This window comes from Streptomyces sp. YS415, from assembly GCF_023544665.1.
GTDB lineage: Bacteria > Actinomycetota > Actinomycetes > Streptomycetales > Streptomycetaceae > Streptomyces.
In genome coordinates, this window is the sequence record NZ_JAMJFL010000001.1 from 433,777 (window position 1) to 447,086 (window position 13,310).

The 13,310-nt window shown below is 71.6% G+C and carries 10 protein-coding genes; 7 read left to right on the plus strand and 3 right to left on the minus strand.

From position 1 onward, the window contains the following. Positions 1 to 13: 13 nt before the first annotated feature. Together M8H82_RS01975 and M8H82_RS01980 are read right to left on the minus strand one after the other, a co-directional pair. Positions 14 to 934 carry a carbohydrate kinase gene (locus tag M8H82_RS01975; RefSeq protein WP_250070522.1) on the minus strand — a complete coding sequence of 307 codons (921 nt, stop codon included), beginning with the start codon at positions 932 to 934 and terminating at the stop codon, positions 14 to 16. Then, a complete protein-coding gene (locus tag M8H82_RS01980) occupies positions 931 to 1,974 on the minus strand; it encodes a LacI family DNA-binding transcriptional regulator (protein ID WP_250070523.1) in 1,044 nt (347 codons plus the stop codon). Before M8H82_RS01980 ends, M8H82_RS01975 begins: the two co-directional genes overlap by 4 nt. 199 nt (positions 1,975 to 2,173) lie before the next feature. On the opposite strand from M8H82_RS01980, the gene M8H82_RS01985 reads away from it, so the two are divergent. Beyond that, positions 2,174 to 2,602, plus strand: a complete 429-nt coding sequence (locus tag M8H82_RS01985) for a Rieske (2Fe-2S) protein (protein WP_250070524.1) — start codon at positions 2,174 to 2,176, stop codon at positions 2,600 to 2,602. Between the two features lie 73 nt (positions 2,603 to 2,675). Here the strand turns inward: M8H82_RS01985 and M8H82_RS01990 are convergent, their stop codons facing one another. Beyond that, positions 2,676 to 3,665, minus strand: a complete 990-nt coding sequence (locus M8H82_RS01990; protein ID WP_250070525.1) for a hypothetical protein — start codon at positions 3,663 to 3,665, stop codon at positions 2,676 to 2,678. 200 nt (positions 3,666 to 3,865) lie between these two features. On the opposite strand from M8H82_RS01990, the gene uvrC reads away from it, so the two are divergent. From uvrC to gap, 6 genes are all read left to right on the plus strand, one after another. After that, positions 3,866 to 5,911: an excinuclease ABC subunit UvrC gene (gene uvrC / locus M8H82_RS01995; protein WP_250070526.1), complete on the plus strand. Its 2,046-nt coding sequence runs from the start codon at positions 3,866 to 3,868 to the stop codon at positions 5,909 to 5,911. Continuing rightward, complete coding sequence (gene rapZ, locus M8H82_RS02000) at positions 5,908 to 6,912, plus strand: RNase adapter RapZ (RefSeq protein ID WP_250070527.1); 1,005 nt, start codon at positions 5,908 to 5,910, stop codon at positions 6,910 to 6,912. The genes uvrC and rapZ overlap by 4 nt, the downstream gene beginning before the upstream one ends. Continuing rightward, positions 6,909 to 7,976 carry a uridine diphosphate-N-acetylglucosamine-binding protein YvcK gene (gene yvcK, locus M8H82_RS02005; RefSeq protein WP_250070528.1) on the plus strand — a complete coding sequence of 356 codons (1,068 nt, stop codon included), beginning with the start codon at positions 6,909 to 6,911 and terminating at the stop codon, positions 7,974 to 7,976. Before rapZ ends, yvcK begins: the two co-directional genes overlap by 4 nt. Continuing rightward, positions 7,967 to 8,956, plus strand: a complete 990-nt coding sequence (gene whiA / locus M8H82_RS02010; RefSeq protein ID WP_250070529.1) for a DNA-binding protein WhiA — start codon at positions 7,967 to 7,969, stop codon at positions 8,954 to 8,956. Before yvcK ends, whiA begins: the two co-directional genes overlap by 10 nt. Positions 8,957 to 9,102: 146 nt before the next feature. Next, positions 9,103 to 12,060, plus strand: a complete 2,958-nt coding sequence (locus M8H82_RS02015) for a M14 family metallopeptidase (RefSeq protein ID WP_250070530.1) — start codon at positions 9,103 to 9,105, stop codon at positions 12,058 to 12,060. Positions 12,061 to 12,255: 195 nt separating this feature from the next. Next, entirely contained in the window at positions 12,256 to 13,263 is a 1,008-nt protein-coding gene (gene gap, locus M8H82_RS02020; RefSeq protein ID WP_250070531.1) for a type I glyceraldehyde-3-phosphate dehydrogenase, read from the plus strand. Positions 13,264 to 13,310 lie beyond the last annotated feature (47 nt).

The window sequence follows — 13,310 nt, forward strand, 5'->3', positions numbered from 1 at the left end:
AACGTGCCGAGTCTCAGTCGGCGTCCAGCACCCCGGCCAGTTCCGAGGCGTACGGCGGTTCCGCGCCCGCGCGGGAGCAGGTGATCGCCGCCGCGCGTGCCGCGAACCGCAGCAGGGCCGTCCAGTCGTCCGCGCCGAGCCGCGCGACCGCGTGAGGGGACAGCGCATCCCGGACGGCCAGACCGTGCAGCAGCGCCGCGTTCACCGTGTCCCCGGCCCCGATCGTGTCCACGACGTCGATCTTCTCGCCCGGTACCGAGTGCTCGCCGTCCCGGGTGAAGACGGTGAGGCCGTCACCGCCGTGGGTGATCACGACGGCCGCGGGGCCCTCGGCCAGCCACTCGCGCGGGGTGCCGCCGAGCCACTCGGCGTCCTCCGCGGACAGCTTGAGCAGCGACACCGACGGCAGCCAGCGGCGGAAGCGCGCCCGGTAGGCGTCCGGGTCGGGAATCAGCCCCGGACGGATGTTCGGATCGAGGGCGGTGAACACGCCCTGCGCGGCCGCCGCCCGCATCAGCTCCTCGTAGGCGGTGGCGCCCGGCTCCAGCACGAGCGAGCAGGTCCCGAAGGACACTGCGCGCGTGCCCTCCGGCAGGGCGGCGGGCGCGGTGAAGAGCCGGTCGGCGGTGCCGTCGACGTAGAAGGAGTAGGCGGCCGAACCGCCCGCGTCGACCGTGGCGACCGCGAGCGTCGTCGGCTCGGGTCCGCGCTGCACCGCCGAGACGTCGACCCCGTCCCGCCGCAGCCCGTCCAGCAGTGCCTCGCCGAAGGCGTCGGAGGACGTGCGGGAGCAGAAGGCGGTGGGGGAGCCGAGGCGACCGAGGGCCACGGCCGTGTTGAAGGGGCCGCCGCCGAGCGCCGGCCGCAGGCTCGCGAGGGCGCCCGTGCCCTGCGGCACGAGGTCGATCAGGGCCTCACCGGCGACGACGATCACGAGGTGGTTCCTTTCGGGAGGTTCGGCAGCTGCTCGGGGCAGCCGCACGAGGTGCGGTGGACGAAGGCGCAGTCGAGGCGCACGGTGCGGGCGGGCCGGCCCGGCTCGGCGAGCCGGTCCAGCAGGACACGTACGGCCTGGGCGCCGAGCTCCTTGCTGGGCTGGGCGATCGCGGTGAGCCGGGGGGTGAACAGGTCGGCCCAGGCGAAGTCGTCGAAGCAGCACAGGGCGAGGTCGTCGGGCACGGACAGGCCGCGCTCGCGCAGGGCGCGCAGGGCGCCGATGGTCATCGCGTTGTTGGCGGTCACCAGGGCCGTGGGCGGCGCGGCGAGGTCCAGCAGGGCGGCGGTCGCGCGTTCGGCGCCGGGGGACTCGGAGTCGCCGTGCGCGATCAGCCGCTCGTCGTGGGCGAGACCGGCGTACGCGAGACCGTGCCGGTAGCCGGTGATCCGCTCGGTGGTGGTGCTGAGCCCGGGGCGCCCCGCGACCAGGCCGATCCGCCGGTGTCCCAGCTCCGCGAGATGGGTGACCAGCCGGGTCGTGGGCGCGGCGCCGTCCGCACACACCTGGTCGAAATGCGGGGCGGCCCCGTCGTCCACCAGCCGGTCGAGGAACACCGTCGGGACGTCGTGCCGCCGCAGGTAGGCGAGCAGCTCGCGCGGGTCGGCGGAGGGTGCGACGATCATGCCGTCCACGCGCCGCTCGTGCAGCAGCTGCACGACCTTGCGCTCGTGGGCGGGGTCGTCGTGCGGGTCGGCGATGAGCAGGCTGTAACCGTGCTCCAGGGCGCCGGCCTCGACGCCCTGGAGGATCTCCGTGAAGTAGGGGTTGCTGATCGCCGACACCGCGAGGCCGATGGACCGGGTGCGCGCGGTCACCAGCGAGCGGGCCAGGGAGTTCGGGGTGTAACCGAGCCGGTCGATGGCGTCCAGGACGGCCTGCCGGGTGTGCGGGAGCACCGGGCGGGTGTCGTTGAGCACATGGGAGACGGTCGCCACGGAGACACCCGCGGCACGGGCCACGTCGGCCATGGTGGGCATCGGGTTCCTCTCCCTCCGGGTGGTGCCGTTCGCTGCTTCTGGCCGGGAAGGTATCCCATTCGGCGGCACACGTAAACGCTTGCGCAAGCGTTTACGTCCACGGCTTCGCCGCCGCTCGCGTCCGCTCGCCCCGGCGCCGGTCCCGTCCGCCCCGGCCGGTATCGTCGCCCTGCCCGCCCTCTGACCAGTGGAGCCTCGTATGCCCGGCCGCCCGACCCCGACCCGTCGTACCGTCCTGCGCGGAGCGGCCCTCACCCCCGTCGCCGGGCTGGGCCTGGCCGCCTGCTCGCCGGGCGGCGGGACGGCGGAGGCCGAGCCCAGCGCGCCCGTCGACCTCGGCGCGGAGAGCGAGGTCGCCCAGGGGAGCGCGAAGCTGTACCGCGAGCACAACGTGGTCGTCAGCCGGGACGCGAACGGCACGCTGAAGGCGTACAGCACGATCTGCACGCACGCGCTGTGCCCCATCAACAAGCTGGAGGGGACGAAGCTCGTCTGTCCCTGCCACGGCAGTGAGTTCGACGCCACGAACGGCGAGGTGCTGCACGAGCCGGCGAGCGCGCCGCTGAAGGAGCTGCCGGTGCGGGCCGAGGGCGGCCGGATCGTGGCAGGACCGGCCCCCACCGTCTGAGGCGGCGTCCGGCGAGGTCTCGCTCGGCCGCGCCGCCTCACGTGACGCCCCGCGCAGGTTCACCCCCGCCCGCTCACTCCTCCCAGTCCCAGCCGATCCCCACGATGCCCGTCCGCAGCCGCGGCTCGACGAGGTGGACCGAGTGGTGCCGCGGGCTGAGCGGGAGCTCCTGACGGCCGCTGCGCGGGGCCGCCGCCGAGTGCTGGGCGAACCGGTGGCAGCGCACCGGCGGACGGTGCTCGTCGAAGCGGATCTGGAGCGCGTACTGGCCGCCCGCGGCGCCGAACCCGCGCGCGTACTCACGGGACACCCCGGCGGTGCCGTCCTCGATGCCGTACCGGAAGAGGAAGGTGTCGCCGGAGCGCAGCCGGGTGTCGAAGAGCAGCTCGGCGACGAGGACGCCGGTGTCGTGGTGGTACCGGATCCGGCCCGTGCGGCAGTTCTCCAGGGCCTGCACGCGCATGAGGTCGGGCGTGCAGCCGGGGTCGCCGTGGTACACGGCCGCGAAGCGGTCGACGCCGTCCCGGTGGGCGCGCACGATGTGGTGCGCCTCGCGGCCCGCCAGCTCCCGCCGTGCGCCGATCCGCACCCGCTCGTGCAGCCCCAGGGTGTGCAGCCCGCCGTCGACCGGGGCGTCCAGCTCGGCCAGCAGCCCCGCCAGGACGCCGTCGGCCTCGACGAGGGAGCGGTAGGAACGGACCGCGGGCCGCCCCGCACCCTGCTCGTCGCCCTCCGCCAGCAGCCTGATCAGCGACTCCTCGGGCAGCTGGAGGATCTCCTCCAGCGCCCGCACCGCGCGCAGCGACTCCGGGCGCTGCGGCCGGCGGGCACCCTGCTGCCAGTAACTCAGGCTGGTGACGCCGACCTTCACCCCGTAGCGCGAGAGATGGTGCTGCACGCGCTGGAGGGGCAGCCCGCGCGCGGCGATGGCGGCGCGCAGCGCGACGTGGAAGGGGCCGCCGCTGAGCGCCGCGTCCAGGGCCGGGTCCGCTGGTGTGACCCCGGCCACGTCCGGCACCGCGATGACGGCGGCGACGTCCGCCTGCTGAGTGGCGTGCGGCATGCGGGGGCCTTTCTGGGCAGCGTTCACGACGGCTGGTCGGACCGTCGCGCGGGCGGCAGAGGCCGGGCCCGAGTTCCCCCGCATTGAAGCGTGTTGACCAAGCCCCGACAACACTTGATGCCCAACCGTGCCCATGGCGGCCCGCCGGCGTTGTCCACAGCCTCGTCGCGCTGTCACCCCTCGCCAGTAGGGTGTGAAACATGGCCGACCCCTCCAGCTACCGCCCCCGGCCGGGACAGATCCCGGACTCCCCCGGGGTCTACCGGTTCCGTGACGAGCACCGCAGGGTGATCTACGTCGGAAAGGCGAAGAGCCTGCGCCAGCGCCTGGCGAACTACTTCCAGGACCTGGCGGGCCTGCACCCCCGCACCCGCAGCATGGTCACCACGGCGGCGTCCGTGGAGTGGACGGTGGTGTCCACGGAGGTGGAGGCGCTCCAGCTGGAATACTCCTGGATCAAGGAGTACGACCCCCGGTTCAACGTCAAGTACCGCGACGACAAGAGCTACCCCTACCTCGCGGTGACCATGAGCGAGCAGTTCCCGCGGGTGCAGGTGATGCGCGGTCACAAGAAGAAGGGCGTGCGCTATTTCGGGCCGTACGCCCACGCGTGGGCGATCCGCGACACCGTGGACCTGCTGCTGCGCGTCTTCCCGGTGCGCACCTGCTCGGCCGGGGTCTTCAAGAACGCCGCCCGCACCGACCGTCCCTGTCTGCTCGGCTACATCGGCAAGTGCGCCGCGCCCTGCGTCGGCCGGGTCTCGCCCGAGGAGCACCGGGAACTGGCCGACGAGTTCTGCGACTTCATGGCCGGCCGCACGGGCACCTATCTGCGCCGGCTGGAGAAGCAGATGGTCCAGGCGGCCGACGACATGGAGTACGAGCGGGCCGCGCGCCTGCGCGACGACATCGGGGCCCTGAAGAAGGCCATGGAGAAGAACGCGGTCGTGCTCGCCGACGCGACCGACGCCGACCTGATCGCCGTCGCCGAGGACGAGCTGGAAGCCGCCGTGCAGATCTTCCACGTCCGTGGCGGACGCGTGCGCGGCCAGCGCGGCTGGGTCACCGACAAGGTCGAGGAGATCACCACCGGCGCCCTCGTCGAGCACGCCCTCCAGCAGCTCTACGGCGAGGAGAGCGGGGACTCCGTGCCCAAGGAGGTCCTCGTCCCGGCCCTGCCCGACCCGGTGGAGCCGGTCCAGCAATGGCTCACCGAGCGCCGAGGATCGAACGTCTCGCTGCGCATCCCGCAGCGCGGCGACAAGAAGGCGCTGATGGAGACCGTCGCGCGCAACGCTCTGCAGGCCCTCGGCCTGCACAAGACCAAGCGCGCCTCCGACCTGACCACGCGCTCGCGCGCCCTGGAGGAGATCGCCGACGCCCTCGGCCTGGACAGCGCGCCGTTGCGCATCGAGTGCTACGACATCTCCCACCTCCAGGGCGAGGACGTCGTGGCCTCCATGGTCGTCTTCGAGGACGGTCTCCAGCGCAAGGGCGAGTACCGCCGCTTCCAGATCAAGGGCTTCGCGGGCCAGGACGACGTCCGGTCCATGCACGAGGTGATCTCCCGCCGCTTCAAGCGGTACATCGCCGAGAAGGAGCGGACGGGGGAGTGGGCCGAGGGCGAGGACGCGCTCACCGAGGACGACGGCCGCCCCAAGAAGTTCGCCTACCCGCCCCAGCTCGTCGTCGTCGACGGCGGGCAGCCCCAGGTCGCCGCCGCGAAGCGGGCCCTGGACGAGCTCGGTATCGACGACATCGCCGTGTGCGGCCTGGCCAAGCGCCTGGAGGAGGTCTGGCTGCCCGGGGAGGACGACCCGGTGGTCATGCCGCGCACCAGCGAGGGCCTGTACCTGCTCCAGCGCATCCGTGACGAGGCCCACCGCTTCGCCATCACCTACCAGCGCGTCAAGCGCGCCAAGCGCTTCCGGTCGAGCCCCCTGGACGACGTACCGGGCCTCGGCGAGACCCGCAAGCAGGCGCTGATCAAGCACTTCGGTTCGGTGAAAAGGCTGCGATCGGCGACAATCGACCAGATCTGCGAAGTTCCGGGCATAGGTCGTAAAACGGCCGAGACCATTGCCGCGGCCTTCGCCCAGGCGGCCCCGGCCGCGCCCGCCGTGAACACGGCGACTGGAGAGATCATGGAAGACACGGAGGACGGGGCGCCCGAAACGACCGCGGACGCCCCGGGGGAGCCCGTGACCGCGGGCACCCCGGACGAACGACGGGGGCAGGAGACATGACCGAGCAGGACAAGCAGCCCACGGCGGAGCGAGATCGGGCCCATCTGGACCTGGGCGATGATCGGACCCCGCAGCAGCCACCCCAGGAGAACGGAGCACAGGTGAGTACGCCCGGCGACACCGCCGCGGTCCCCGAGGCCACCATCCCCGAGCTGGTGATCATCTCCGGCATGTCCGGAGCCGGCCGCTCGACCGCCGCGAAGTGTCTGGAGGACCTCGGCTGGTTCGTCGTCGACAACCTGCCGCCGGCGCTGATCCCCACCATGGTGGAGCTCGGCGCCCGCTCCCAGGGCAACGTCGCCCGGATCGCCGTCGTCGTCGACGTGCGCGGCCGCCGCTTCTTCGACAACCTGCGCGAGTCGCTCGCCGACCTCGACAGCCGGGGCGTCACCCGGCGGATCGTTTTCCTGGAGTCCTCCGACGAGGCCCTGGTGCGCCGCTTCGAGTCGGTGCGCCGCCCGCACCCGCTCCAGGGCGACGGCCGGATCGTCGACGGCATCGCCGCCGAGCGGGAGCTGCTTCGCGAGCTGCGCGGCGACGCCGACCTGGTGATCGACACCTCCAGCCTGAACGTGCACGAGCTGCGCGCCAAGATGGACGCCCAGTTCGCGGGCGAGGAGGAGCCCGAGCTGCGGGCCACCGTGATGTCGTTCGGCTTCAAGTACGGCCTGCCCGTAGACGCCGACCTGGTCGTCGACATGCGGTTCCTGCCGAACCCGCACTGGGTCCCGGAGCTGCGGCCGTACACCGGTCTGAACGAGGAGGTGTCGGCGTACGTCTTCAACCAGCCCGGCGCCAAGGAGTTCCTCGACCGGTACACCGAGCTGCTGCAGCTGATTGCCGCAGGCTACCGTCGTGAGGGCAAGCGCTATGTGACCATCGCGGTCGGCTGCACCGGGGGCAAGCACCGTTCGGTGGCCACCTCGGAGAAGCTCGCCGCACGGCTCGCCGCGCAGGGTGTGGAGACAGTGGTCGTCCACCGGGACATGGGACGCGAATGACAGGACGTACTCCGCGGCTGATCAGGGTCGGCCGGGTGGTGCCGGACGGACGGATCGGCCGGCCCGGCGAGGCTCGTGGCGGCCGACCGCGCCGCCGGGGCACCCAGCCCAAGGTCGTCGCCCTCGGCGGCGGCATGGGCCTTTCCGCCTCGCTCGCCGCGCTGCGCCGGATCACCGGTGACCTGACCGCCGTCGTCACCGTCGCCGACGACGGCGGCTCCAGCGGGCGGCTGCGCGACGAGCTGGGCGTGCTGCCACCCGGCGACCTGCGCAAGGCGCTGGCCGCGCTGTGCGGCGACGACGACTGGGGCCAGACCTGGTCGCGGGTGATCCAGCACCGCTTCACCTCCCAGGGCGACCTGCACGACCACGCGGTCGGCAATCTGCTGATCGTCGCCCTGTGGGAACAGCTCGGCGACCATGTCCAGGCCCTGGACCTGGTCGGCAAGCTGCTCGGCGCGCACGGGCGCGTGCTGCCCATGTCCGCCGTACCCCTGGAGCTGCAGGCCCTGGTCAAGGGGCACGACCCGGCGCGGCCCGAGGACGTGGACACCGTGCTCGGCCAGGCCACCGTCGCCCTCACCCCCGGTGAGGTGCAGTCCGTGCACCTGGTGCCGCACGACCCGCCCGCCGTCCCCGAGGCCGTCGAGGCCGTGCGGGACGCGGACTGGGTGGTGCTCGGCCCGGGGTCCTGGTTCTCCTCGGTCATCCCGCATCTGCTGGTGCCCCAGCTGCTGGACGCGCTCACCGAGACGAAGGCCCGCCGGGTGCTCTCGCTGAACCTCGTCCCCCAGCCCGGAGAAACCGAAGGCTTCTCCCCGCAGCGTCATTTGGAGGTTTTGGGACGACACGCCCCTAAACTCGCCCTGGACGTGGTGCTGGCCGACGAGGCAGCCGTGCCCGACCGCGAGGTGCTGACCGAGGCCGCCAAGCGGCTCGGGGCCGCGGTCGAGCTGGCTCCGGTCGCACGGGGGGACGGATCTCCACGGCACGACCCGGAGCTGCTGGCCGCCGCGTACGACCGTATTTTTCGGATGCATGGAAGGATCGGCCCATGGCGATGACGGCAGCGGTGAAGGACGAGATCTCCCGGCTCCCCGTCACCCGGACCTGCTGCAGGAAGGCGGAGGTCTCCGCCATTCTGCGGTTCGCCGGCGGCCTTCACCTGGTCAGCGGGCGCATTGTGATCGAGGCGGAGCTGGACACCGCGATGGCGGCCCGCCGGCTCAAGCGGGACATCCTGGAGATCTTCGGCCACAGCTCCGAACTGATCGTGATGGCACCGGGCGGACTGCGCCGCGGCTCGCGCTACGTGGTGCGCGTGGTCGCCGGCGGGGACCAGCTGGCCCGGCAGACCGGCCTGGTCGACGGCCGGGGCCGCCCGATCCGGGGCCTGCCCCCGCAGGTCGTCTCCGGGGCCACCTGTGACGCCGAGGCCGCCTGGCGCGGTGCCTTCCTGGCGCACGGCTCGCTCACCGAGCCCGGACGCTCCTCCTCCCTGGAGGTGACCTGCCCGGGCCCCGAGGCCGCACTCGCGCTGGTCGGCGCCGCCCGCCGGCTGTCCATCGCCGCCAAGGCCCGTGAGGTGCGCGGGGTGGACCGGGTCGTCGTCCGCGACGGCGACGCCATCGGCGCCCTGCTCACCCGGCTCGGCGCCCATGAGTCGGTGCTGGCCTGGGAGGAGCGGCGGATGCGCCGCGAGGTCCGCGCCACGGCGAACCGCCTCGCCAACTTCGACGACGCCAACCTGCGCCGCTCCGCGCGCGCGGCCGTCGCCGCCGGTGCCCGCGTCCAGCGCGCCCTGGAGATCCTCGGCGAGGAGGTCCCCGAGCACCTCGCCGCCGCCGGCCGGCTGCGCATGGAGCACAAGCAGGCCTCCCTGGAGGAGCTCGGCGCGCTCGCCGACCCGCCGCTGACCAAGGACGCCGTCGCCGGCCGCATCCGCCGGCTGCTGGCGATGGCCGACAAGCGCGCCCAGGACCTCGGCATCCCGGGCACGGAGTCCAGCATCACCGAGGAGATGGCCGACAACCTCGTGGGCTGACGCCCCCTCAGAACGCCGGTGACCGCACCCCTTCGGGTGACGGTCACCGGCGTTTTCGGGTTCGGAAGGCACCCTTGACTCGATCATGAAGTGTCATGAGCCTGGCATCTGTTCGCTGACGTGGCGAACCCACGCTAGGGGGGTTCATGAGACACAGAGCGAGATCGATCCTCGCTGTCGGCGCGCTCCTGATCGGCGGAGCGAGCATCGCACCCATCGCCCAGGCACAGAACGGCAGTTCGGACGCACCGGACGCCGACGAGGTCAAGGTCTTCCGCGCCGAGGTCACCAAGAAGCAGATCCCGCTGCTGCTGGCCGCCGGACAGGACGGCCACGAACTCAGTGAGCAGGCGCCCGAGAAGGGCACCGCCACCATCGAGGTCTACCTCACCGACCAGCAGGCCGAGAAGCTGGAGAAGCAGGGCGTCGAACTCACCGAGCACACCCTGTCCGCCAAGGCCGAGCGGCGCGTCGAGGCGGCGGCGGAGGGCGTCTACCGGCCCTACAGCGGCAGCGGCGGCCTGCAGGAGGAGATCCTCCGGACCGGCCAGGAGAACCCCGGCCTCACCAAGGTCGTCTCCCTCGGCAAGACCGTCCGGGGCCAGGACATCCTGGCGCTGAAGCTCACCAAGAACGCCAAGAAGTCCAAGGACGGCGCCAAGCCCTCCGTGCTCTACATGTCCAACCAGCACGCGCGGGAGTGGATCACCCCGGAGATGACCCGGCGGCTGATGCACCACTACCTGGACAACTACCGGACCGACAAGCGGATCAAGAAGATCGTCGACACCACCGAGCTGTGGTTCGTGATCTCGGCCAACCCCGACGGCTACGACTACACCTTCCAGGACACGGGCGACCGCCTGTGGCGCAAGAACCTGCGGGACAACAACGCCGACGGCGCCATCAGCACCGGCGACGGCGTCGACCTCAACCGCAACTTCGCCTACAAGTGGGGCTACGACGACGAGGGTTCCTCCCCCCACCCCACCAGCCAGACCTACCGCGGTGACGCCCCGGGCTCGGAACCCGAGACCAAGGCGATCGACGCCTTCCAGAAGCGCATCGGCTTCGAACTCGGCATCAACTACCACTCGGCCGCCGAGCTCATCCTCTACGGCGTCGGCTGGCAGGTGGCCACGCACACCCCCGACGACGTGATGTACAAGGCGCTCGCGGGCACCCCCGAGAACCCCGCCGTCCCGGGCTACCACCCGCAGGTCTCCTCCGAGCTGTACACCACCAACGGCGAGGCGGACGGACACGCCGCCAACGTCAACGGCCTGGCGATGTTCACGCCCGAGATGTCGACCTGCCAGACCGCCTCGAACGTCGACCCGAACGACGCCTGGCTGCCCGGCGACTGCCAGTCCATCTTCAACTTCCCCGACGACGAGAAGCTGATCCAGCAGGAGTTCGCCAAGAACGTCCCGTTCGCGCTGTCCGTCGCCGAGTCCGCCGCCCACCCGGACCGGCCGTCCTCCTCGGTCGGCCTGAAGGCCGCCGACTTCACCCCGGCGCCGTTCACCACGTCCTACTCCCGCGGCGCCGACCAGGAGGTCTCCGTCGTCGCCCGCAAGTCCGTGCGCGACAAGGAGCTCAAGTACCGCGTCAACGGCGGCCGTACGCACGACATGGCGCTGCGGCCCTGGAAGGGCGGCGAGACCTACGGCGGTGAGGACAACCTCTACTTCGACGAGTACCGCGCCAAGGTCGCCGACGGCGACATCGGGGACAAGGTCGAGGTGTGGTTCACCGGCGAGACCAGGAGCGGAAAGCCGGTCGCCGGCGAGCACTTCACCTACACGGTGGCCGAACGCCCGCGTGCGGACGTCCTGGTCGTAGCCGAGGAGGGCGCGGCCGCCACCCAGACGCAGCTCTACGTCGACGCGCTCAAGGCCAACGGCCACAAGGCCGCCGTCTGGGACGTGGCCACCCAGGGCGCGCCCGACGCGCTCGGCGTGCTCGGCCACTTCGAGACCGTCGTCCACTACACCGGCGCCGGCGTCCCGGGCAACGCCACCCAGCTCCAGCTGCGCGCCTTCCTCAACGAGGGCGGCAGGCTGATCGAGGCCGGCGAACAGGCCGGCGGCAGCGTCGACCTCGGCGGCGGCAACCCGTCCAACGACTTCAGCCAGTACTTTCTGGGCGCCTACAGCCGTACGTCACTTCCCGGGGCCACCGCCTTCGAGGGCGCCGGTGAGCTCGCGGGCATCAAGGGCGCGCTGGCCGGGGCGCCGGGCAACCCGCTGAACGCGGCCGGGTCCTACAGCGTGACCTCCGAGACCCTGCCCGTGGACAGGTTCCCGCAGTTCGCGAGCGCCGGCGCGGGCCGCTACCCGGGCACCGTCAACCCGTACGGCCCCTTCGAGGGCAGCTCCATGGCGGCCGTCACGCACAGCGACTACGCCTGGAACCGCCTCACCCGCACCATCGACCTGACCTCGGTGACCGCCGCCCAGGCACCCACCCTGCGCACCCGCATGCTTTGGAGCACCGAGCCGGGCTACGACCACGCGGTCCTGGAGGCCCGTACGGCGGGCGGCGACGACTGGACGACGCTGCCGGAGCAGGGCGGCGCGACCAGCACCGCGGTGCCCGAGGAGTGCTCGGCCGGGTACTTCATCCAGGCCCACCCCGCGCTCAAGCGGTATCTGACGCTCGCCGACGGGACCTGCGCCCCGTCCGGCACCAGCGGCTCCTGGAACAGCTTCACCGGGGCGTCGGCCGGCTGGCAGGAGGTCTCCTTCGACCTGTCCGCCTACGCGGGCCGGACCGTGGAGGTCTCGCTCGGCTACATCAGCGACCCCGGCTCGGGCGGCCGTGGGGTCCTCGTCGACAACGCCTCGGTCGTGATCGGCGGCACCGCCGTCGAGACCGAGGGCTTCGAGACGTCGCTGGGCGCCTGGAGCGTCCCGGGCCCGCCCGCGGGCAGCCCCGCGGTCGTCAAGGACTGGGCGCGGGCCGGCCTGCTCTTCCAGACGTACGGCGCGGTCACCACGGACGACACCGTGCTGCTCGGCTTCGGCCTGGAGCACCTCGTCGCCCCGGCCGACCGTGCGGCGCTGATCGGCAAGGCCCTCACCTCTCTCGACACTCCGTGATCGCGGGATGACGCCGGGCTAGGGCGCGAGGGCGGTCCGTACCCCTACTGGCGGGTACGGACCGCCTGCCCGTGTATGGGGCATCTCGATGTCACCTCGGGGGCCGCAGAGAGGTAGGGTCGTAGGCGGTCGGGGACATCCCAAATACAGCTCGCCGGCACCGCATGGCCGGCGTACCAACGAGGAGATCGGTTCGTGACGATCCGCGTAGGAATCAACGGCTTCGGTCGTATCGGTCGCAACTACTTCCGCGCACTGCTGGAGCAGGGCGCTGACATCGAGATCGTGGCTGTCAACGACCTGGGTGACACCGCAACCACCGCGCATCTGCTGAAGTACGACACGATTCTGGGCCGCCTCAAGCAGGAGGTCACCCACACCGCCGACACGATCACGGTCGACGGCCGCACCATCAAGGTCCTGTCCGAGCGCAACCCCGCGGACATCCCGTGGGGCGAGCTGGGCGTCGACATCGTCATCGAGTCGACGGGCATCTTCACGAAGAAGGCCGACGCCGAGAAGCACATCGCCGGTGGCGCCAAGAAGGTCCTCATCTCGGCTCCGGCCTCGGACGAGGACATCACCATCGTGATGGGCGTCAACCAGGACAAGTACGACGCGGCGAACCACCACGTCATCTCCAACGCCTCCTGCACCACCAACTGTGTGGCGCCGATGGCCAAGGTCCTCGACGAGAACTTCGGCATCGTCAAGGGTCTGATGACGACGGTGCACGCGTACACGAACGACCAGCGCATCCTGGACTTCCCGCACAAGGACCTGCGCCGCGCCCGTGCCGCCGCCGAGAACATCATCCCGACCACGACGGGTGCCGCCAAGGCCACCGCCCTGGTCCTGCCCAAGCTGAAGGGCAAGCTCGACGGCATCGCGATGCGCGTCCCGGTCCCGACCGGTTCGGCCACCGACCTGGTGGTGGAGCTGGAGCGCGAGGTCACCAAGGACGAGGTCAACGCCGCGTTCAAGAAGGCCGCCGAGGGCGAACTGCAGGGCTACCTGTCCTACACGGAGGACCCGATCGTCTCCTCCGACATCGTCAGCGACCCGGCCTCCTGCACCTTCGACTCCTCCCTGACCATGGTCCAGGAGGGCAAGTCGGTGAAGATCCTCGGCTGGTACGACAACGAGTGGGGCTACTCCAACCGCCTCGTCGACCTCACGGTCTTCGTCGGCAACCAGCTCTGATCCCCGGAGCAGGCACTTCGATGTGACAGCAGGGCTCGGGCGGCGCA